At 46.9% G+C, this 22534-nt stretch carries 19 protein-coding genes and 1 pseudogene; 11 read left to right on the forward strand and 9 right to left on the reverse strand.

Annotation, left to right across the window (positions count from 1 at the left end):
- The 4 genes from KDK15_RS08690 to KDK15_RS08705 all read right to left on the reverse strand — a co-directional run.
- Nucleotides 1-229: hypothetical protein (locus KDK15_RS08690; protein ID WP_257294964.1), on the reverse strand; the 229-nt coding region annotated here is incomplete at its 3' end.
- Nucleotides 230-390: 161 nt separating this feature from the next.
- Nucleotides 391-1173 carry a zinc ABC transporter permease subunit ZnuB gene (gene znuB / locus KDK15_RS08695; protein ID WP_257294965.1) on the reverse strand — a complete coding sequence of 261 codons (783 nt, stop codon included), beginning with the start codon at nucleotides 1171-1173 and terminating at the stop codon, nucleotides 391-393.
- On the reverse strand, nucleotides 1173-1946 hold the full coding sequence (znuC, locus tag KDK15_RS08700) for a zinc ABC transporter ATP-binding protein ZnuC (protein ID WP_257294966.1): 774 nt from the start codon (nucleotides 1944-1946) through the stop codon (nucleotides 1173-1175). The genes znuB and znuC overlap by 1 nt, the downstream gene beginning before the upstream one ends.
- Before the next feature lie 13 nt (nucleotides 1947-1959).
- Nucleotides 1960-2439 carry a Fur family transcriptional regulator gene (locus KDK15_RS08705; protein WP_257294967.1) on the reverse strand — a complete coding sequence of 160 codons (480 nt, stop codon included), beginning with the start codon at nucleotides 2437-2439 and terminating at the stop codon, nucleotides 1960-1962.
- 190 nt (nucleotides 2440-2629) lie between these two features.
- On the opposite strand from KDK15_RS08705, the gene KDK15_RS08710 reads away from it, so the two are divergent.
- Nucleotides 2630-4345, forward strand: coding sequence for a U-box domain-containing protein (locus KDK15_RS08710; RefSeq protein WP_257294968.1), 1716 nt, complete (start codon nucleotides 2630-2632; stop codon nucleotides 4343-4345).
- On the opposite strand, the gene KDK15_RS08715 is transcribed toward KDK15_RS08710, so the two are convergent.
- Together KDK15_RS08715 and KDK15_RS08720 are read right to left on the reverse strand one after the other, a co-directional pair.
- Nucleotides 4337-5326, reverse strand: coding sequence for a homoserine kinase (locus KDK15_RS08715; protein WP_257294969.1), 990 nt, complete (start codon nucleotides 5324-5326; stop codon nucleotides 4337-4339). The two genes, KDK15_RS08710 and KDK15_RS08715, sit on opposite strands and share 9 nt — an antisense overlap.
- A 44-nt stretch (nucleotides 5327-5370) precedes the next feature.
- A complete protein-coding gene (locus KDK15_RS08720) occupies nucleotides 5371-5784 on the reverse strand; it encodes a DUF2782 domain-containing protein (protein WP_257294970.1) in 414 nt (137 codons plus the stop codon).
- Nucleotides 5785-5877: 93 nt separating this feature from the next.
- On the opposite strand from KDK15_RS08720, the gene polA reads away from it, so the two are divergent.
- Together polA and KDK15_RS08730 are read left to right on the forward strand one after the other, a co-directional pair.
- Entirely contained in the window at nucleotides 5878-8625 is a 2748-nt protein-coding gene (gene polA, locus KDK15_RS08725) for a DNA polymerase I (RefSeq protein ID WP_257294971.1), read from the forward strand.
- Nucleotides 8626-9076: 451 nt separating this feature from the next.
- On the forward strand, nucleotides 9077-9256 hold the full coding sequence (locus tag KDK15_RS08730; RefSeq protein WP_257294972.1) for a hypothetical protein: 180 nt from the start codon (nucleotides 9077-9079) through the stop codon (nucleotides 9254-9256).
- A 429-nt stretch (nucleotides 9257-9685) separates the two neighbouring features.
- Here the strand turns inward: KDK15_RS08730 and KDK15_RS08735 are convergent, their stop codons facing one another.
- Entirely contained in the window at nucleotides 9686-14536 is a 4851-nt protein-coding gene (locus KDK15_RS08735) for an NAD-glutamate dehydrogenase (RefSeq protein WP_257294973.1), read from the reverse strand.
- Between the two features lie 719 nt (nucleotides 14537-15255).
- Between KDK15_RS08735 and rpmB the strand changes: the two genes are divergently transcribed.
- The 5 genes and pseudogenes from rpmB (at nucleotide 15256) to KDK15_RS08755 (ending at nucleotide 16911) form a co-directional block, all read left to right on the forward strand.
- A complete protein-coding gene (gene rpmB, locus KDK15_RS08740) occupies nucleotides 15256-15492 on the forward strand; it encodes a 50S ribosomal protein L28 (RefSeq protein ID WP_252021805.1) in 237 nt (78 codons plus the stop codon).
- Between the two features lie 33 nt (nucleotides 15493-15525).
- Nucleotides 15526-15693 (forward strand): 50S ribosomal protein L33, encoded by a 168-nt coding sequence (gene rpmG / locus KDK15_RS08745; protein WP_034834535.1) that lies wholly within the window; start codon nucleotides 15526-15528, stop codon nucleotides 15691-15693.
- A 161-nt stretch (nucleotides 15694-15854) separates the two neighbouring features.
- Nucleotides 15855-15986: a U32 family peptidase gene (locus KDK15_RS21205; protein WP_373691353.1), complete on the forward strand. Its 132-nt coding sequence runs from the start codon at nucleotides 15855-15857 to the stop codon at nucleotides 15984-15986.
- Nucleotides 15953-16066 (forward strand): annotated as a pseudogene (locus KDK15_RS21210) (U32 family peptidase); the annotation flags it as partial. The gene KDK15_RS21205 and the pseudogene KDK15_RS21210, both read left to right, overlap by 34 nt.
- A gap of 179 nt (nucleotides 16067-16245) precedes the next feature.
- Nucleotides 16246-16911: a hypothetical protein gene (locus KDK15_RS08755; RefSeq protein WP_257294974.1), complete on the forward strand. Its 666-nt coding sequence runs from the start codon at nucleotides 16246-16248 to the stop codon at nucleotides 16909-16911.
- Nucleotides 16912-16955: 44 nt separating this feature from the next.
- On the opposite strand, the gene KDK15_RS08760 is transcribed toward KDK15_RS08755, so the two are convergent.
- A complete protein-coding gene (locus KDK15_RS08760; RefSeq protein WP_257294975.1) occupies nucleotides 16956-17378 on the reverse strand; it encodes an H-NS histone family protein in 423 nt (140 codons plus the stop codon).
- Nucleotides 17379-17933: 555 nt separating this feature from the next.
- On the opposite strand from KDK15_RS08760, the gene KDK15_RS08765 reads away from it, so the two are divergent.
- Entirely contained in the window at nucleotides 17934-19751 is a 1818-nt protein-coding gene (locus KDK15_RS08765; RefSeq protein ID WP_257294976.1) for a Na/Pi cotransporter family protein, read from the forward strand.
- A gap of 367 nt (nucleotides 19752-20118) precedes the next feature.
- On the opposite strand, the gene KDK15_RS08770 is transcribed toward KDK15_RS08765, so the two are convergent.
- Nucleotides 20119-21624 carry a Ppx/GppA phosphatase family protein gene (locus KDK15_RS08770; RefSeq protein WP_257294977.1) on the reverse strand — a complete coding sequence of 502 codons (1506 nt, stop codon included), beginning with the start codon at nucleotides 21622-21624 and terminating at the stop codon, nucleotides 20119-20121.
- Between the two features lie 204 nt (nucleotides 21625-21828).
- On the opposite strand from KDK15_RS08770, the gene KDK15_RS08775 reads away from it, so the two are divergent.
- Both KDK15_RS08775 and trxA read left to right on the forward strand, forming a co-directional pair.
- Nucleotides 21829-21975: a hypothetical protein gene (locus KDK15_RS08775; RefSeq protein WP_257294978.1), complete on the forward strand. Its 147-nt coding sequence runs from the start codon at nucleotides 21829-21831 to the stop codon at nucleotides 21973-21975.
- A gap of 57 nt (nucleotides 21976-22032) precedes the next feature.
- Nucleotides 22033-22356: a thioredoxin TrxA gene (gene trxA, locus KDK15_RS08780; RefSeq protein ID WP_257294979.1), complete on the forward strand. Its 324-nt coding sequence runs from the start codon at nucleotides 22033-22035 to the stop codon at nucleotides 22354-22356.
- The last annotated feature ends 178 nt before the right edge of the window (nucleotides 22357-22534 follow it).

Here is a 22534-nt window from a genome sequence, read left to right on the forward strand (position 1 = left end):
TGGATAATACAATGTTATACGACTTAAGGCGTATGGTTGTCGGGAATTGCTGAATTGAGACATCAGTTTTATCCCCTATTTGAAAGCTTTGGAGTGTTATTTTGTTGGTAATAGCGGGATTTATTAATGACTGAAGTGTCAGATTAAACGGTTCCTTTATATAAACCTTGACAGTCTTTGCATGACTTGTTCCCTTACCTGCAAATAAGGTACTGCTGTTTTCCTCCATACTGTTGTTTGCTGTTCTTGCGGGGAGAAACATAGTGTTTGCTGTAGAGGATATATTCTTAAGTTTGCCTGGCTTTGCCGTGAATTTACACGAAAAGCCTTGAACTGTCGGCTTTTCGAGCTGATTTCTGTATTGTGAACTCGCGGACCCAGGTTTTATTATTACTTTCTTTTTATCAACCGGGTTATTAAAAAAAGTAAAAAACTGGCCACAACCACTGAAGGCGCAGCAGGTGTGTCCAGATACCATGAAGCGGTTAAGCCTCCGGAAACACCAAGGATGCCAAGCAGTGCTGAAACAATCACCATTTGCTCTGGTGTGCGCGCCAATCGCTGGGCGGTCGCTGCCGGAATAATCATCAGGGAGGTAATCAGCAGGACACCGACAATCTTCATGGCTACGGCGATCACCAGAGCCATTAACAGGGTTAGCGTCATCCTGAGTTTCCTGACCGGAATGCCTTCCACCTGGGCCAGCTCGGCATGAACGGACATGGATAACAGCGGTTTCCAGAGCCATGCCAGTGTCGCCAGAACCAGGGCACCCCCTCCGTAAATCCAGTAAAGGTCAGAGGGGCCGGTTGCCAGCAGGTCACCGAACAGATAGGACATCATATCTACCCGAACATTATCCGCAAAACTAACGGTTACCAGACCAATGGATAGCGAACTGTGAGCAAGGATTCCCAGCAGGGTGTCGGAAGCCATCCGCTGTTTTTCCTGGAAACTGACCAGGATAGCGGCAATCATCAGTGAACTGGCGATAACGGCCAGGTTGATATTGATATCCAGCATCAGCCCCAGTGAAACACCCAGTAAAGCGGAGTGAGAAAGGGTATCGCCGAAATAGGCCATGCGCCTCCAGACCACAAAGCAGCCCAGTGGTGCTGCCAGAAGCGCCACGCCATAGCCTGCCAGTAAGGCATACAAGAGAATATCTGGCATTATTGTTTTCCTTCAAATACAGGGCTTTGTGGCTCAAGAATATGCCCATCAACACCATGGCGGTGGTCGTGATGGTGAGTATATACAGCCAGTTCGTCCGACTCACCACCAAACAGGCGAAGGTACGCCGGGTGTTGCTTAACCTGGTGAGGATGGCCGGAGCAGCAGACGTGTTGATTAATACAAATGACCTTGTCGGTGGATGCCATGACCAGATGGAGGTCGTGGGATACCATCAGCACGGCACAGTGCTCACGGTCTCTGGACGCGTTACGAATCTCCGTGATCAGCTGGTAAAGCTCCTTCTGTCCGGTGACATCAACCCCCTGCACCGGTTCATCCAGCACCAGAAGGTGTGGTTTATGCAACAGTGCCCGGGCCAGCAGGACCCTTTGTAACTCTCCGCCAGACAGGGATTGCAGGGGAGACTGAAGCACATGACTAACACCGGTTCGCCCAAGGACGTCGTGAACGGCTGTCAGTCGGCAGCCGGTCAGCCTCAGGAACCGGTTGACCGTCAGCGGCATGGAGTCATCAATATGAAGCTTTTGCGGCATGTAGCCAATGCGCAGCCCCTTTCTGACTGAGCGTTGGCCGGAAGTGGGTTCCTCCAGACCAAGCGCTACACGTACAAGGGTGGTTTTTCCTGCACCGTTCGGGCCTATCAGAGTAACGATTTCCCCGGGATTCACCTGCAGATTGATCCCGGTCAGTACATCTCTGTTCTGGAACTTCATCCAGATATTACTCAACTCTATTAATGGTTGATTCATAATGTGTAATTATTCAATTCGTTTTGCAGTTGGTGCATAAACCAGCCAACTCTATTGAGGTATCAGCAATAATAAAGCCGTGGTCATTGGCACAGTCTTTCAGGGAATTTTCAATGGCCGGGTGTTCAATTTCAATGGTGGTCCGGCATTGGGTACAGATGAGAAAACAGCTGTTATGTGGCGTGTTCGGATGGCTGCAGCCAATGTAGGCATTGATGGATGATAAGCGATGGACCAGACCTTGCTCCCGGAGAAAATCCAATGCCCTGTAGACGGTGGGGGGCTGGGCGGGTTTGGATTCCCCCTGAGTCAATTCTGCCAGTATTTCATAGGCCCCGACCGGGCAATGGCTCTGCCAGACCAGCTCTAACACCCTTGCTCTGAGGGGCGTCAGGCGAATATTGCGGTTCCTGCAAAGCAAACGGGCTTTATTCAAAGCATCTTTGATACAGTGCAGATGGTTATGGTCTCTGTATGGATTAAGGCAAGACATGATCAGATCAAATAAACTGGTGGACGTTATAATATAACGCTTTTACGGGGTTTCATAGTTACAAAAGTAAATTAAAAACCAAGTGAAACTTTTTCCTCAATTTACGATCTATAAGCTCATAAAGCTAAGCGGTAAAAAATTAAACCTCATGAGGTTGGCTGAAAAATAACATGATTGTTGAGGAACAAACATGGAAGCAAGCAATTACTATTCAACACACAATAATTCAGTCGAATTCCCACAATCTTCTGATACAGGAAAAAATGAAGAACCTGAACAAAGTTGTATGTCTCTCAACCGGAGAATTGTTGTTTGTGATAATCACGCGGTCCTAATTGGTACAATTGCATTACCAAATCATGCAGAGTCCGAACAGAAGAGATTTTTAACGACCACTCATATACAACCTGCCATATCATCTAACCAGTTCAGGGCGGAGCTTGAGCAAATAAAAGCATGGCTGGATGATGGCTGCTTGAAGTCTGTTGAAGATTGCCAGGCACAACTCAAGTCAATTATCGAAGCTAATGTTGGAGTTTACAGGTATAAAGAAGATCAAAGCATTCTGTTTCATGTGGAAGAAAATGACTCAGTGAAGGGTGTAAAAAGATTGTTTGATCATATTGTTTCAAATATTCGTATTTTATTCACATTTAGTAATTGTAGTAATAAATCAAAAATAGAGCTGATGTTATTAGTATGCAGGCACTATAATACTAGAGAACTTATACCAATATTAGAAGAACTGTTAAATGGTTTTGATGAGAGTGACAATGAATATATTGGCTCATTACCTGAATCTATAAAAATATATGAAACATTATTTCAAGAAATTTTTCCTGTTTACCTGGCATTTGATTTGTTGCTGAATGGGCATTTTAATACATCTTCTGGGCTGTATTATATCCTCGGCGAAACATTCAGAGATATTGGTACTCAATTTCCTCCTCCCAAGTGGAAATTAAAATTTGAATTTGATAACAGTATTAATGTTCAGATGATTTGGGCACTATTGTCAATTCTGAATTATTGGGATACAGGTCAGGGAAATTTATTAAACAGTTTTGCAGGAGCCATTTATGATCGGCAAGGCATTGATTTGCATAAAGATGACGATCTGATCAAATATATTGCTATGCGCATGGATACTGCTGATTTTCAGAAACTTCTTCGTGATCTAAATGATATTTCATTAATGGAAAAAATAGAGGAGATCCATAAGGAAAAAGTGTGTGAAAATTTTTCGTTTCCTGAAAAGCTAATCTTTATGCTGAAAAGATTGAGCAGGAGTGATTATTTTAAAGATAAAGCTGGCAGGATTGATTATTTTAAAGAGAAAGCTGGTAGTTTATTCATCTATCTTAAAAGAAATTCACCAAAGTATAAAATCTATTCAGAATTTGTGATGTTGTTGCAAAAAAGTCCTGTAAGAGCATTATCAGAAGTTGAAGAGTGTATGGATAAAATGATAAAGATGGCTGATGAGGGTTTCCTGGAACTCAAAAAACAGGAATTGTCGGAAATACTTGAACTTATAAAAGGACAAACCGCCCGTGAATGTAAAGAGAAAATAATAGCCCTTACAGAGATAAAAATGAACTTGATGGCGGATATTAATGCTTTAAAGCTAGGCATAGAGAAAGATATTGCCAAATTCATCATTGATCCGATAACTCTGGAAATAATAGAACATGCTGTTATCACTCCTTATGGACATTCCTTTGACCAAGAATCGATTACCCGGTGGCTTAAGGAAAATAACAGCTGCCCGATCACAGGAGAGCCTTTGGAGTTGAAACAGTTGTCCCCTTATTTTAGCTTGCAAGGGATTATTGATGATCTATCCCCAAAACTAAAAAAACTTAAAGCGGATACTGATTCAATAGATACCAACCAATCAGACTAATTCTGCCAGCGCAAGCTCTGTTCGTTTTCTCAGCATATCCCTGAATTTATTTGGATCAAGAAAATGACGCAGAAGGTTTTCCTTCTGCTCATTGTCTGCCTGAGTTTCCGGATATACGAAAGTAATCAGCCGGGAAACCCAAAATCTGAAGGCGGCCAGCCGCAACATGATTGGCCAGGCTTTTTGCTCATTCTCAGTAAAAGGTCGGATCTTTGCATAAGACTCAGTCAGTGCTTTTATGCGTTGGCTATCCAGTTCAAGCGTATCAGTAAGACACCAGTCGTTTACAGTAACCGCCAGGTCATAGATCAGCCAGTCATTACAGGCCTGATAGAAGTCGATCACGGCTGAAATTCTGCCCTGATCAAACAGTACATTATTATGAAACAGGTCTCCATGAATCAGCCCGGTTGGCAGATTGTCAAACGCTTTCAATGCGTTAGAGATGTTTTGCCATTGCTCCGTCATAAAGCGGGCATCATCCTGGTCGAGTAATGGAATGAGTCTTTTCTGCTGGGCATCAAGCCAGGAAAGTCCCCGCTGGTTCTCCTGATAAAGGGAGGAACCTTGTCCTGCCTTATGGATTTTTGCCAGCATCTTACCAATCTGCTGGCATTGGTCCAGAGTGAGGTTTCTGGCGTCAGGGTGCTGCCCGGCAAAGCATTGTACAATCAGCGCAGGTTTGTCTTTTACCGACTGGAGAGCAACGTCATTCCTATCTCGAATCGGGTTGGGCACAGGCAGGCCGAACGCTTTAAGCTCATCCGTATAATGGATAAAAAATGGCAGCGTGTCTGCTGGCAGGTACTCAAAGAGCGTTAATACATAGCGCTGGCGATTGCCTTTGTCATCAATATCCAGAAAGTAATTGGTATTCTCAACGCCGCTTTCAATGCCCTGGAATGATGTCAAGTCACCCAAATCATAACGAATCAGAAGTTGCTCGATATCCTGTTGTGTCAAATGGGTATAAACAGACATGAAGTCCCTGTCCTGGATGGTTATATCTATGGTTCTGTCCGTACTCAGTGCCACTCAAAAATGGTCCATGAAGGCACTAACAGGATACGCTTTGTTGGATCAATGGGGTTGCCTTCATTATCTGAGGCAATCAGGTAGTAAGGCTTACCTGCCTTGGGAATCACCTGAATGGCATAAAGCTGGCCACCGACCCGGTACTCTTTATAAGTTCTGGAATCACCGGCACGAATGACTACCGATGTGTCGTCCCTGTTCTCCAGCGCTTCAGGGCGCAGGTGTCTGGGAATTTTTTTAATGGCTTCATTTGTAAGCACAACCGCTCTCGGGCCATTGGATGAATCCGTATGGGCTGCTGGCTGCTCCGGCTTTGAACCTTCCGGACTGTGGGCAGCACAACCTAAAAGAAACAAGGGTAAGAAAGCCAGACTCAACTGCGCTCTTTTTATCAAGGGTTTCATCAGGAGCCTCATGATAATTGTGGTGGAAACCATTAAACTGCTTGGGAGCATTCTATACCCAGTTACCCAGAATCGTAAGTGAGTCCCTAATCCATGTCAGAACAAGCCAGTACGCCGCCACTCATACTCGTCGACGGCTCATCTTACCTTTATCGTGCCTTTCATGCTTCTGAACGCGCCAATTTGCGCACGGCTGATGGTCGACCAACGGGGGCTATCCGGGTCATGACAAACATGTTGCGCAGTCTGATGCGTCAGTATCAGGATAGCCATGTTGCGGTCATTTTTGATGCCAGGGGAAAAAACTTCCGCCATGACCTGTACAGTGAGTACAAAGCCACCCGGAAACCAATGCCCGATGACTTGCGCTCGCAAATAGAACCCATACATCAAATTGTCCGTGCCCTTGGCCTGCCTCTGTTAATGATTGAAGGCGTTGAGGCGGATGATGTGATTGGTACGCTGGCCAGAGAGGCAACCGAGAAAAAGATCGATACCATCATTTCCACGGGTGATAAGGATATTGCCCAGCTGGTTACTGAGCATGTGTCGCTGATTGATACCATGAATGATGTGTATACCGATCAACGGGGGGTTGAGAGTAAGTTTGGTATTCCTGCCAGCCTGATTATTGACTATCTGGCATTGATGGGCGACAGCAGCGATAACATCCCGGGTATGCCGGGTGTTGGTCAGAAAACAGCACTGGCTCTGCTCAATGGCATCGGTAGTATCGATGAGATTGCCGGGCGGCTGGACGAGGTGGCTGCGCTTGGTTTTCGGGGGAGCAAAAACTTCGCGGATAAGTTTACCGAGCACAAGGATATTGTGTTGTTATCCCGGCAGCTGGCCACCATCAAGACCGATGTAGAGCTGCCGGTTTCCATTGATAATCTGGAAATGCAGCCACTTGATAAAGAGCAACTGTTAGCGCTGTTTAAAGAGTACGAATTCAGGACGTTGATTGCCGAGTTGGAGAAAGAGGGCGCTTTTACTGATAGCAATGAATCTAACGAAAAAACATCAGACGCTACCGGCGAGTATTCAGTGGTTACTGAAGAGACTGAGTTTCTTGACTGGATAGCACAGCTCGAATCTGCAGAGCTGTTTGCGTTCGATACCGAAACCACCAGCCTGGATTACATGGTGGCTGAACTGGTGGGCGTCTCATTTGCCATTGAGCCCGGCAAGGCGGCTTATGTGCCTGTTGCCCATGATTATCTGGGAGCACCAGCTCAGCTTGAAAGAAACTGGGTACTGGAAAAGCTGAAGCCGTTGCTGGAAGACCCGGCGAAACAGAAAGTCGGTCAGAACTTTAAGTACGACCAAAGCGTGCTGGCTCGATATGACATCCAAATCAAGGGGGCCGCTTTTGATACCATGCTTGAGTCCTACTGTTTGAATTCCATAGCTACCCGTCACAATATGGATGCCCTGGCTGCGCACTATCTGGGTTATAAAACCATCAAATATGAGGATATTGCCGGCAAAGGTGCTAAACAACTGACGTTTAACCAGATTGAGCTTGAGATAGCTGGTCCCTATGCGGCAGAAGATGCGGATATCACTTTACGGCTTCATCTTGCCATCTGGGGGCAGTTACAGTCTGAATCTACATTGACGCAGGTTTTCCGGGAAATAGAAATGCCGCTGGTGGATATTCTTTCAGGTATTGAGCGTCATGGTGCCCTGGTCGATGGTGTCTTGCTCAAACAGCAGAGTCTTGAGATTGGCCAGCGTCTCAAGGAGTTAGAGCAAGCGGCACACGATGCCGCAGGACAGGCATTTAACTTATCATCACCCAAACAGTTGCAGGAGCTTCTGTTTGATAAGCTGCAGCTGCCGGTTATCAAGAAAACGCCCAAAGGACAGCCATCAACCGCAGAAGAGGTATTACAGGAGCTTGCCCTGGACTATGAACTTCCCAAGCTGATTCTTGAGCATCGTAGCTTAAGCAAGCTCAAGTCCACTTATACCGAGAAACTTCCGCAGATGATTAATGGGGCGACAGGTCGTATCCATACCTCTTATCATCAGGCAGTAACCGCCACCGGACGACTATCCTCCTCGGATCCTAATCTGCAGAATATTCCCATTCGAACACCGGAAGGCCGTCGGGTGCGACAGGCGTTTATTGCTCCGGAAGGTTACCAGCTGGTGGCGGCAGATTACTCCCAGATTGAGCTGCGAATCATGGCTCACCTCTCTGGTGATAAAGGCCTGCTGGACGCTTTTGCCCATGGGCTGGATATCCATAAGGCAACGGCGGCTGAAGTATTTGGCGTGGCGCTTGATGAAGTAACGGGCGACCAGCGACGAAGTGCCAAAGCCATTAACTTTGGCCTGATCTACGGCATGTCTTCGTTCGGACTCGCTAAACAGCTGGGGGTATCCAGGAAATCGGCACAGGAATATATCGACCTGTACTTTGCACGATACCCGGGCGTTTTAAGGTACATGGAAGCGACCAAAAACTTCGCACGGGAAAAGGGATTTGTGGAGACAATATTTGGTCGTCGCCTGTATCTGCCGGAAATCAATGCCAGAAACGGTATGCGTCGTCAGGGTGCTGAGCGAACAGCGATCAATGCGCCAATGCAGGGTACTGCCGCAGATATTATCAAGAAGGCGATGATCAGGGTTGATGAGTGGTTGAAAGCGTCGGGGCTTGATGCCCGTGTCATTATGCAGGTTCACGATGAACTGGTGCTTGAAGTTGCCGATCAGAGTGTTGAGGCCGTTGTTGAAGGGATAAAAGTGCAGATGTCCAGTGCTGCCCGGCTCAGTGTTCCACTATTGGTCGAAGTGGGTATTGGGGATAACTGGGATGAAGCCCATTGATGCTTCTATTATGCGTTAAAAAAGCGTAGTCATCTGTCGTCTGTAAGTTTTTTGTAAGCAACGGAACTTTATTACCATATTGCTTGTCTCATATAGTGAGTTTCAAATGAGTTGCTCCTTGTGTGTTAAGTGTTGGTGATGTTAAAGCGATATATGTTTCCCCGCATTTATCGTTTAAAGCCAGTGTCCTTTTTCAGGGTGCTGGCTTTTTTTTAAATTTTTTTCATCTTTCAGGGAACTTTTTGGAATTATGCTTGTCTGAGTATATGAGGATAGGAAAAAGGCAGAAAAGGTGAAGTGAAGATGAAGTCAAGATGAAGATAGTAGCCCGATTCTGATTTCTTATTGCTCACTGTGTGTTTTGTGTTGACATTAACTTAGGTTGTAGGCTGCTCCCCTGTAGCCGAAGCTATATAGCCAGTATTCTTCCCCCGGATACTGGTTTTTTTTTGTGCCGAATTTTTATGCAACAGAGTCTAAAGAATGGGCTTTATTGACCGTTAAAGCACTTATGGCGGTAGGGTTGTTTGATTCCTTCTGGGACGTCAGGCTACTGAGTTACCAGGATCGCTATAAACCCTTAGCTGTGTACTTTGTCGATGATGTTGCTGTAACAATAGAGACATCATGAAACGGTCATCTTCCCCTGATGACCGTTTTTTTTGTGCCTGTATTTCTCATTTCTTTATTTCTGTCTCAGGTGTCAGATACGCTGTTTGTACGTTTAAACTACTAACCGATTTTGCCGGTGTTTCAGACTGCAATTTATACTCTGCAAGACACTTGATAACACCTTCCCGATAACGAGGGGCCCTTCCCCCACAACAAAAACTTGATTTCTTATCCAGTGGGCAGCGGCGTTCAACTATCCATGAGCCATAATTTTGTGGCTTGGGAAGGGCGGATTTTTGTCCGTTATTGTCACTTTGGGTCGCATTGGAGGAACTGACTGTCACCTGGCTTGCGCAGCCACCGTCCAGCCCCCTTGTTGGTGTTACTTGCATGAATCTCTCTATTGACCAGTCACTCCACGAAACGTTCAGTGAATTGGACAAGCCTCCTAGCTTGAGGCAATGAGCGACAGTTCCTGTACCGCTACTGACAGCATGGCAAGGTTTTGCTCTCTGGCGGATTGTATTTCCCGGATCGTCGCTTTCCAGCGATCAATAAGCTCAGCATTTTTTTCCAGCCACCGTTTAAGGCGCTCTTCCGGCTTTCCCTGTGAATGGGTCAGAACATGAATGCAATTATCATTGAGGGTTCGATCCAGCTGATCTTTCAGGGATGACTGTGCTTTGCGTTGCCAGAGGTCGTTAACTGGCAATTGACGAATACGTTCTCTTAACCAGGGCAGGCACAGATAATCCTCAAGGGCAAAAAAGACAGAGGCCACATCAGTAACCGTAAATTGATATTCATTAGCCACACTGACCATAAACAGTACGTAATAAAGATATCGAAGGCCCGAACAGGTTTCCGCCAGTGTTTGCGGCAGCTGTGCTTCGTGTAACCGGGTAACTCTGCCGCCCAGCCAGGCACAATCTTCCTCTCCCAGCAGCTCTGCCAGTTGCCCACTGACGGCACTGACGCCGGGTTTATAGTTACTGATGAGCGACTCTATATCCATAGAGCTGCCATGATTCTTCAGTAACCAGATGCAGGCTTTTTCGATATGCTGCTGTACCCGGAACAGCTCTAATCTCTGGATATCATCTTTGACATCAAAACCCAGGCTTTCAAACTGATCCCAGATGGATGGAATGGAAAAGATCTCTTTTATCGCCATAAATGCCCGAACACAATTAAGCTCCGACTGTCGGGTTTCCTGATGAATATACTCAATAAACGTTGCTCCCATTCGATTGCCAACCTCGTTACTGAGATGGGTCGCCAGTATTTCAGTTTTTAGTGGATGATGTCTGATCTGATCAGGGAACTGCTGGCGAAGTTGTGATGGAAAATAGTCCAGCAGTTTTGCCGCCAGTATCGGATCGTCAGCAACGTTGGCTGAGACCAGGGATTCAAACAGCTCCAGCTTGGTGTGGGACAAAAGAATGGCTATTTCTGGCCGGGTAAGGCCTTCACCGGCTTTTACTCTGGCTTTAAGTTCTGTGTCGGATGGCAGGCCGTCCTGAGCCCGGTTAAGACGCCCTTTCTGTTCGAGCTTCCTGATCAGGAAACGATGGTCATTAAATAACAGGACATTCTGTTGCAGGCTCAGGCTTAGCCTCTGGCTCTGTAAAAAGTTATGTCTGAGAACCAGTCTGGCGATCTCATCCGTCATACTGGCCAGTAAATTATTACGCTGCTTAATGGTTATATCACCATCGTCAATCATCTGATTAAGCAGAATCTTGATGTTTACTTCATGGTCTGAGCTGTCGACTCCCCCTGAGTTGTCTATAGAGTCGGTATTGATCAGGCCGCCTCTGCTGGAGAACTCAATTCTTGCCAGCTGAGTCAGGCCCAGATTTCCGCCCTCCCCTACCGCGCTGGTATTCAGTTCGCTGGCACTGATCCTGACATTATCATTGGACCGGTCCCCGGCATCGGCATTGCTTTCGCTGCTGGCTCTTATATAAGTACCAATGCCGCCATTCCACAATAGATCCGCTGGCGCTTTCAGAATCGTTTGAATAAGTTCCGCAGGGGACAGAATGGTTTTATCCGTTGCCAGCACGGTTCTGGCCTGCTTACTCAAAAGAATGCTTTTCAACTGGCGACTGAATACGCCGCCACCTTCTGATAGTTTGCTGCGGTCATAATCGTCCCAGGATGACCGGGGTAAATTGAACAGGCGCTGACGCTCACTGAAGCTGACTGAAATATCAGGGTCAGGGTCGATAAAAATATGCTGGTGGTTAAATGCGGCAATCAGGCGAATATGGTTGGAAAGTAGCATGCCATTGCCAAATACATCACCGGACATGTCACCAATACCGATGACCGTAAAATCCTGGGTCTGGGTATCGATTTCACGCTCTTTAAAGATCCTTTTTACCGACTCCCAGGCACCCCGGGCAGTGATCCCCATTTTTTTATGGTCATAGCCCTGGCTGCCACCAGAGGCAAAAGCATCCCGCAGCCAGAACCCATAGGATTCGGATACATCGTTGGCAATATCGGAAAAGCTGGCGGTGCCTTTATCGGCTGCGACCACAAGGTAAGGGTCATCATCATCGTAGCGTATAACTTCTTCAGGAGGGATTATGTTTCCGCCCTGCAGGTTATCGGTAAGATCCAGAAGTCCGGAGATAAACGCTTGATAGCATGCAATCCCTTCCGCCTGTATTTCTTCCCTGGAGCCATTGGCCGGAAGATTTTTGGTGACAAAGCCCCCTTTGGCCCCATGGGGAACAATGATGGCATTTTTGATCATCTGGGCTTTGACCAGTCCCAGAATCTCGGTACGAAAATCCTCCATCCGGTCTGACCACCTTAACCCACCCCTGGCGATCTTCCCACAGCGCATATGAATGCCTTCAAAGCGTGGCGAGTAGACAAATATTTCAAACATGGGCCTTGGCCGAGGTGAGGTTGGAATCTTTTCCGGTTGCAGTTTGAACGACAGATAACCTTTTGGCTCCCCCTGTTTCTGATAGGCACTGGTTCTCAACATGGCCTCGATGATGCTCAGAAAGTGACGCAGGATCCGATCTTCATCAAGGTTGGCAACACTGTCCAATAGCTGGTAAATCCTTTCAGAGCAGGCATTGGCCATGTCATGGCGATCACCACGGAAATTCGGATAAAAACGAATGCTGAACAGGTCTACGATTTCACGAACCACCGATGGGTTGCTGTTCAGAACTTTCTGCATATAGCTCTGGCTGAAAGGCACTTGCAGTTGCATCAAGTATTTAGACAGAGCCCTGATGAGCACAACCTGCTCCCAGTTCAAACCGGCTGAAACCACCAGCCCGTTGAACCCGTCATTCTCCATTTCCCCATTCCAGGTGCGAATAAACACCGCCCGGAACTGCTCCCGCAGATGGGTATCTTCAAGGTTTGTGTGGTTTGACGTGTCAACTTCCGGTGCGTTTATATTGGCCGTCAGGGCATTATCATGGTCATCAGGCTCAATACTGAAATCAAGCACCCAGGCACTTTCCTGGCGGTAAGGGCTGATGGCGTAAGGTCTTGCACTGCGAACCCTGACGCCCATTTGCTCAAGAATGGGAAGTACATCTGAGAGTGCCAGGAGAGGCCCTTTACCAAGAACCCGAAAGTGCCACCGATAATGGTCGGTAACCGGACGGTAAAGACTGGTTCTTATCTGATGACTGTCTTTTAACGATTCCAGACGTTGAATGTCTGCGACTGCCTGGCGAGGGGTAACATCCTCCCGGTACGCGGCGGGAAATGCCTGCAAATAACACTGTGCCATCCGGTTACCTGAAGCCTCTCCAAATGCCTCTTTTAACGCCTGTTGCAGGTGGTCTGTCCAGTTCAACATCGCTTCGTGAATCATGGCTTCCAGCCGGTCAACATCAATATCCTGCTGGTTGGCATGAAGACAATGCACGGTAAATTGCAATTGCGCCATTGGGTTTTCCGATAGCTGGACATTGAAGTCGATACTGTTGCCACTCAACTCACTGAGCAGGATCTGTTGCATCTGTAAGCGAAGTTCAGTGTTAAAATCATCTCTGGCTACATAGATAAGCACTGTAATAAAGCGGTCATACGGGTCGGGACGAAGGAATACTTTCAATTGCCGTAATTCATGGCAGTCAAGAATCCCGTTAATGACAGTCTTAAGTTGTTCAAAACTGGCCTGCAGGAGCTCATCCCTTGGATAGTTATGAATGATGTGGCGCAGGGCATTACCCCGATGGCTGTTTACCGGGCAACTGTTGTTTTTTAAAAGCTTTGCCACTTTTTTTCGTATCAGCGGAATTTCATCCAGCGGAACGTTGTAGGCTGTTGATGAAAATAGTCCGAAAAAACGCCATTCCCCGGTTACTACACCTGAATCGTTAAAGTGCTTTATCCCGATATAGTCCAGGTGAGCGGGTCGATGAACCGTTGAGCGGCTGATGGACTTGGTGATGACCAGTAACTCTGGTGCCTGAATTTGTGAGGCAAGATAGGGTGATAGCTCTTGCTCAACCGGATGATGAAGGGGGGCTTCCCGGAACGTGCCCAAGCCGGTTTTGCTGTTGGCACGCAGTCTTAATGTATTTGGCCCATGGATGATCTCGTAATAGCGAAAGCCGATGAACAGAAAATTGTCTTTTTTCAGCCAGTTCATAAAAGCAAGCGCTTCTTTCAGTTCAACATCCGGTAATGGCGCAGGGTGGGTTTGACACCACTGAATAGCGTCATCCAGCCTGGTTTGCATTGCCTCCCAGTCAGAAACCACTTTATGAACATCCGCAACGATATCCCGGATACCGGCAGCGACCTTCTCTAAATCCAGTTGTTCCGGTTGCCGGTCTATTTCAACCCGAATGACGGCCTCGGTCATTTCTGCCTGTGGAGTGCTGATGGCTTGCAGCTGACCTGTGCTGTCCCTTGCCAACCGAAGGGTGGGGTGATTCAGGCTGTAAACTTTTATTTTCTGACGATCAAGCTCCATCAACACAGAAGACACCAGAAATGGCATATCATCCGTGATGATTTCAATAATGCTGTGTGTGGAGTGCCAGTGGTGGGTTTCCGGTTCCGGGTTGTAGACGCGGATCTTGATTTGTTCAGGCTGCCTGGTCTGTAGAAACTGCCACAGGCAGAGTAGTGCGCCATAGCAGTCATCTGCATTTATCAGGGGCTCGTCTTTGCTGGCAGCTCCACGATAATAGGCATCAGCAAGCGCCTGTATTTGCTCATATTCTTTGTTTGACATGCGCTTTGCCAGAAGCGATTGAACCTGATTAACGATGATGGCTCGAAAATCGGTAAAGCGGTTCATGATATTCCTCTGTCATTGGAATTGAGAACGGCAAACTACAGGGCAGGTTCTCCCACTTGATTTGCCGGGTTATGCCGTAACTGTCAATGCTCGTGGGTAAGAATAAATTGATCAACGTAACTTCGTGTCAGCGTGTCAGCGGTTATTCTGAAGCGGTGACTTTTGGGTGACACCGATCGAAACCGCTGTATAAAATCGCTTTTGCTCTTATGGCAAAGAGCCTGTTATACAGTGTCCGGTTGCATTGAAAGTGTCAGCCTGGCTTTGCTGACAACCTTCTCGTCAAGATAGACGAGAAATAGTTCAAATGCCTTGGGATTGCTGATTTTGCGGGGGCTATGAGACTGTCCGAGAATAATCTGTCCTACTGCGACGGCAGCAAATTGGTCTAAAAATTCCCTTTTGTTCGACAAATAGAACCACTATTAACCTCATAAAACGAAATTTTTATCCTCAATTTTCTGCAATCCTAACTGAGGGCGCTATTCCCGGACAGCCTTCTGGGCATAATCCGAAGCCCTTATGGAATTTGCAAGAAGCGTCCAACTCTGGTATAAAGCCCGATCCTTGTATGAGGGTAGCTGCTGATGAGTCTCGAAGGTCTCCTGACTCTGTAACCATGGGCAGATCTCCCCGAAGCAGACACTGGAATTCAGTTAAGTTTTCCGGCCTCATGGCTGGTGATTTTGGTTTAAGAGACGGTTTGAGAGGCTATCCATATGTCCAAGGTTTGTCAGGTTACCGGCAAGCGCCCGGTTACCGGGAATAACGTTTCCCACGCTCAGAACAAAACCCGTCGTCGCTTCGTGCCTAACCTGCACCACAAGCGCTTCTGGGTTGAAAGTGAAAAGCGCTTTGTGCGCCTGCGTGTTTCTGCAAAAGGCATGCGTATTATCGACAAGAAAGGCATTGATGCCGTTCTGGCTGATTTGCGTGCCAGCGGTCAAACTTTTTAAGTCGAGATAGCTAACTTAGCAGGAGCATAAATCATGGCTAAAGGTATTCGTGAGAAGATCAAGCTGGTTTCCAGCGCAGGTACTGGTCACTACTACACCACCACTAAAAACAAGCGTAATACGCCTGACAAGCTGGTGTTCAAGAAGTATGACCCGGTTGTTCGCAAGCACGTTGAGTACAAGGAATACAAGATCAAGTAAATCTTGTTTGCTTTGCTCTGGTCCGTATCGGGCAAACTGATACGGACCGCCACTCATTCCTGTTGCGCTTTTCTCCCTCTATTTCCATTCCAGGTTCAAAACCAACCATCCTTCCCTTTGCACTTAGGAACTGTGGGCTCTCACTACAAACCTGGCCGGATATGCCAGTCCACCTCTCGGTTCAGGCGAATGCGGTTAACTTTGCCACGGTAAAATTCTGGGCCAGACAGGGGGTTGAGCGGATTATTCTGCCCCGTGAGCTATTGAAGATGAGCATGGCACTTATATCATGAACTCCAGGGATCTCAGGGCTGTCCAGCATGTTCGTCGCTTAACTGAGATGGGTATCCACTCCCTCAAGATCGAAGGACGGCAACTATGTTTTCAACCTGGAGCATTTGGAAAATCGTCGTGGAGAGCCTATTGATGTAGCTCCCGGATCGGGCCACTTGGTAAAAATACCCAAGCCAGAAGGTGTTTTGCCAAATGCCCACTCACTGCTGGTTCGTAATTTACCCTAATCAGGTGATATTTTGAGTCGATAAGATCGGTATGGATCTTACGACCTTTACCAGCATTTTTTCCGGCTCTGCCCATAAGCCGTTAAGCCAGCATCGACAGGTGATCCTGGATGCCCTGGTGTTATTAAACAGACAGTTGCAGAGCCGGTTAATGGCCGATGAGCAGGGGCATGAACGGGCGAAATGGCTTACTGATTTTCTGCCGGCCGTTGAAAAACTGGAGCAGGAAATTCTGGCCAGATTAAACCAGCCAACGTTGACCGCGCAGCCCAAGGGGCTGGTGCTATCCCTCTTACAGACTCAGAATAACCTGGCGCACCTGATCTGCCGACTGGCTGAGCGATTAACTTATCGACCTCCCAGGCTTACTGAAGATTTGCAGCGTTCTGTAGAACAGCTGAATCAGCACTTTGCCAGCGTTGTATATAGCTTGAAGTCTGGTGTTGCAAAACAGGATCGTTTGGGTATCGCGGGATTTAGAAAACAACAATCCCGGGCTTTGCTGGAGGTCAATCAGGAAGTAAAGATTGCCGTGGATGAGCTACGGGATATGATTTCAGCCTGCAAAGGTGAAGTCTTTCAACATGAAGGCGAGTTGGACCCTCTTGATATGGCTCTTTTACTGCTGTCTCTTGAAGATATGGATGACCTTACACTCTGGATTCGCTCAATGGTCATCCACATGCAACAGCTATAACTGTTCAAAGCCTGTGAAAGGCAGATTTTCGATAAATTCTGTATCTATTTAATAATGCACTCTATCCGCTTTTTCTGTGTTTTATCCAGGTACTCCTGGAAGTCTTTTGGTAATCTTCCTGTCGTTGAACCCTCCCAGCGTACGGTTTGTCCCGCTGAATCTTCATATTGAAAGGTATGCTTTGCGACGGTGCGCCGACGTTTTCCCGTTTTCCCCGAGTCGTTAATATTGTCCAGATCAGAGAGCGTAATACCCAGTTCTGCCATTTCTTTGTGAATAGCTACAATATCTTTCATTTTTTTCTGTCTTTTTGCATCCTCTTTAACCCTGGACTGCAATTTTTCCTTATGTACCTCTTTCAGGCGGTTCAGAATCTTTTCAAGCTCCTGAACACTGACATCTTTGAATAGCGAGCGAATCCGGGATTTACTACCCAGCCGATGATGTAACTCATCCAGTAATTTCATTGTATACCCTCAATCTACCGGAGCCTTTGACCGTATGAGACTGGCAATGATGTATCAACACGGTGCATGACATTAAGAAAGTCGACAAATATCTGTTATGTAAGACTGGAACGGTTACCTGTGAGTTATGCAGGTATGGGGTAATTCACAGAATGCTTCTGCTTATTACTCGTTCAATATGAATAAAAGTAATATATTTTGTTTGATTGGCAAGAAAATGGTGAGTTTGACTTATAAAATGCAGCTTTTCGTTTTACTGATAACCCCTGTTTACAGCCGTTTACCGCCCTCTGTTTATCAATGAGGTTTTTTGTTTTTATCCATTTTTCAATATTTGATGTAACCATTTCTTTCACCCCGTCGTTTTTCAGCCAGAGCTGTACCGTTTTACTTTTCTCTATGGTGATTGAAGACCAGATGCATTGGAGGGATCCTGTTTACCCGTCGATAACAGAAGCTATAGCCCTGTATTTTCCGCTCATGGCTATCTTGGCGCTCATGGCCATTGGGAATGGGTGTTACCGGTTGGCCATCAAGACACTTAAGTGACTAAATATGCTCGGACGCGTTGTTCTTCCAACAGCACTGCTGCTGTTGACTTACGGCTTTTGGGTTAGCTCAGAGCTTCAGGTGATCACGGCTGGTGTGGTTATTTTTCTGCTGGGCATGGTTTATCTTGAAAAGGGGTTTAAGGTCTTTACGGGAGGGTTACTTGAGGCGTTCCTTCAGAAAACCACCGACAGTCTTTGGAAAAGTCTGACCTTTGGTATCACGACCACAGCAGCTTTGCAGTCCAGTTCACTGGTTTCTGTTATTGTTATTTCATTTCTCAGTGCCGGCCTGATTGGCCTGTCCGCGGGCGTTGGTATTATTTTTGGTGCAAATCTGGGCAGTACTGTCGGAGCATGGTTAGTTGCCTTGTATGGTATGAAGTTAAAGCTGATTTCTTATGCAATGCCATTACTCGTTTTTGGTTTGATTTTGAGGAGTCAGCGGGAGAAAAGATTCAGTGGTTTCGGCTGCATCTTGTTGGGCATTGGCTTTCTCTTTCTTGGTATTCATTACATGAAAGAAGGTTTTGAAGCCTTCCAGAATGTGATTGATTTCAGCAGTTTCTCCATGGAAGGAATGCAGGGCGTTCTGGTATTCACACTTTTTGGTGTTCTGGCGACCATCATCATGCAGTCAACCAATGCGGTGCTGGTGCTTACCTTTTCCGCCCTGGCAACGGGTCAGCTGACTTACGATAATGCGTTAGCACTGGCTATAGGTTCAAATGTCGGTACAACCATAACGGCAGTGCTGGGAGCGATGGGGGCAAATGCGGCAGGGAAACGGTTGGCTGTGGCACATATTACTTTTAATGTAGCCACCGCCACTCTGGCTATCCTTTTGTTACCCCAGTTAAAGGTACTTGTGGATTTTACTGCCGGATTTTTTCCCATTGAGGCAGACGACAATACTCTGAAGCTTGCGCTTTTCCACAGTCTATTTAATGTCATGGGAATATTAGTTCAACTTCCTTTTTTTCAGCTGCTTATCCGCTGGCTGGAGACGCTGTTTGTCGATCCAGCCAGGCAGCCTCATCTGAATCTTGCTACTGAGGATAATCCTGCCATTCACCGGGCACGCTACTTAACGCCGGCAACACTGAATTATCCGGATACGGCGCTAAGGGCTCTGACCCGGGAGTGTGACCACTTATACAGGAATACACTCGAACTGATCTGTTATGGGATATATCTTACCGGTGACAAGCTGAGGGAATCGGACAGTTTGACGGATCTGGTGAACAGCTGGATGCGTGATGACCAGCCCTGGACCATAAAAGAGCTTTATATCCGACATATCAAAGGTATATATGCGGATATTATTCACTACTCAGGGGCAATAGAAGGGAATCTTCCGAGACCGCAGGTGCAGGAGTTATTTGCGCTGAAAGTTGCCTGCCGTGATTTTGTCCAGGCCATCAAACATGTAAAGCATATCTATAAGAATATGGGGCATTACCTGCATTCGGATAATGAGCAGATACGCCATCAATACAATCAGCTCAGACTTTGCCTTGCCTCAGTCTTGAAGCTTATTGATCTATTGGGAGTACGACGAAATTATGATCATATTCGTCAGCATGCGGAGCAGTTAAAGCAGGAGCTTAGCGAGCAGGATGAGCAGATGCACAGAAAACTGAATGAACTCATTCGCTCCAACCAGGTTGACTCATTTATGGCCAGTTCTTTGATGAATGACAGTGCTCATGTACATGATGCCTGCACCAGTCTTATCGATGGGGCCGTGATTATGTTGACCAGGGATCGTGAAGAATATCGAGAGATAGATCTCAATTTTGATGCCCGTTCTTCTAATAAGTAGTTGGCCAAATGGAATCGTATATTTCTGGCTAAGTAGACAGTTACTATGCAAGGCACAACGTAGGGAGCATAGCCTCAGCTATGTGACCGGAGTTGTAACACCGCAGAGTGACTGATCACTTAGTTAGAAAATATGATTTCATTTGGTTAACTTCTTTATTCCACCTTCTAAACATGGACTGCCCAGCCATTTTTAGCTGCCGGATATCTTCGTTGGCATTCCCCGCAATACCTTAGGGCACAAGTGGCCCTGCTGTATCGCTGTCAGGTTTAGACAATGTGGCAAAGCTTGAGCTGAGAAAGAAAGTTGATGTCAATAGAGGCTGATCCTCAAAGGCTTCCGGATCACAGCAACAGGTAGATTAATGTCATACAACCATTAACTTGAAGCCTATTTTTGCCAGATAGCTTCGTTCTGAGTCAAAGTACGCTTCGGTCAGAGGGTGTTGTTCTAACCATTCTTCCGGGAAAAACAGGGATATAGTGACACCGGATACGCTTATGGAATATTCCGGTAAGGTATCGTCACGACCATGACTCAGCACATTGGCAATTCTCAGCAGGATAATCAGCTGCATCAGCTTGCGTGATACCACCTTAGGCCAGGCGGAAAGGAGTGATTTGGATATGGAACGTCTGTGGCCCCTGACGAGCAGAGCGAGTTGCTGCTGTTCTCTCTTGCTGAACCCCATCAGGTCAGAGTTATCAATCAGGTATGCACCATGTCGATGGTACTGTGTATGTGAGATATCAAGCCCTATCTGGCACACTCGCGCGGCCCAGGATAGCAGCTCAAGATCACTGTCGCCCAGACCCCAGATATCGGCCGTCATGGCTAAGCAGTTCCGGGCATGATTCATGACCCTGAAGGCCTGTTGCTCATCAACATGATAGCGGCTCATCAAGGCATTTATTGTTCGCTCCCGTACGTCTTCATGGCGGTCCCGGCCGAGCATATCGTGCAGAACCCCCTCCCGAAGTGCGCCATCAGAGTATTGCATACGCTTGATGCCAAGCGCATCGAAGCCTGCCATGAGAATGGCCAGACCTGCTGGAAAAATCGCCTGACGATCAGGCTTCAGCCCGGGAAAACGAACACGATCGATCTGGTTAAACTTCAGGACTTTGAGCTTGAGCATCTCCAGACTGCCCCGGGTGATGGTGTCACTCTCACCCATGGCCTGAAGAATGCTGCTGACCGCACGAATTGAACCTGATGACCCTACGGCATCAACCCAGCCCAGGCGGGTAAATAATTGTTCAATATTCAATAATTCAAGCCGTGCTGCGTAATAAGCGGACTGGAATCGTTGTGGTGTTAACTCTCCAGAGCCAAAAAAACGGTCGGTAAATACCACACAGCCCATGTGCAGGCTTTCCATCAACTTTGGCTCAAAACGTTCTCCAATAACGAACTCGGTACTCCCGCCACCGATATCCATCACCAGGCGGCGCTCATTATCATCGGACTGGGTTTGGGCTACACCAAGATAAATAAGACGTGCTTCTTCCCTGCCCGCAATAATTTCAACCGGATAGCCCAGGATAGACTGGGCTTTGTCAACAAAAACATTACTGTTCCGGGCTTTACGCAGGGCATTGGTACCCACGACTCTGACCGCTTGAAAGGTATTGCCAGAGAGGTATTGGGCAAACTGCTCCAGACAACTGAAGCCTCGCTTCATTGCTTCAGCCGTAAGTTCGTCGTGCTGGTTTAGCCCTGCTGCTAACTGAACTTTTTTACCCAGCCTTTCTACGGGTCGGATTTCACCCTGATCTACTCTGGCTACGATCATGTGAAAGCTGTTTGAGCCAAGGTCTATGGCGGCTACCAGTGGTAGGCTACCGGACTGTTCACGCCCTTGTTTTGTCATGGTATTTCATAGTTAATGTATTGAAAACGTTATGTTTTTCAGTGCTTTTAACGCTCGTTTCGTCAACATGACAATACTGAGTTGCAGACCGGAGCATAACAGATGTTAAAAGGTTAATTTTAATAAAGTTATGCGCACAAATCTTATTGGCTGTACTGCCCGGGGCGAAGCTGCATTGATGGCTGAAAAACAGGCCTGTGTCATATGGCAATCTTATTAGCCACCTTGCTTGATGGCATTTTTATAGAAAAAAAAGCCACAAAATTCCATGAATCAGGCATAATAGGTCAGTTCTGGGCCGATGATATCTTTTGGCAGCCAGTTTGGCTTGCCCTCGGTCAAGGCTCCTGAGTTTACTTTAAACACTTTTAAGTACTATTTAAGTACCATGGTTAGGAGATCCATTCCATGAGCGAAATTGTCAAAGTGACAGATGACTCCTTCGAAGAAGTGGTTCTGAAGGCGGAAAGTCCGGTGCTGGTTGACTATTGGGCTGAATGGTGTGGTCCTTGTAAAATGATTGCCCCCGTTCTTGATGAAATTGCCCAGGACTACGATGGTAAGCTGACCGTCTGCAAGCTGAATATTGATGAGAATGAGGCAACCCCGCCAAAATACGGTGTGCGTGGTATTCCTACGCTGATGCTGTTTAAGGGTGGCAACGTAGAAGCTACGAAAGTGGGGGCCCTGTCTAAATCACAGCTGACCGCATTTTTGGATAGCAATCTGTAATTGCTGGTCATTCCTGGTTGTGACAGACAGTTGCAGCCACTAGGAGGCTGTCCGAGAATAGACTGCCCTACTGTGGTTGCGATAAATTGGTCTAAAAATTCCTGCTTCTTCGACAAATAGCCTCGCTATTCTCCTCAGAATCAGAAATTTTTATCCTCAATTTCTCGCAATCCTCGCT

Origin of the sequence: Endozoicomonas sp. YOMI1, assembly GCF_024606345.1 — a bacterium.
In the GTDB taxonomy this organism is placed as follows: Bacteria; Pseudomonadota; Gammaproteobacteria; order Pseudomonadales; family Endozoicomonadaceae; genus Endozoicomonas.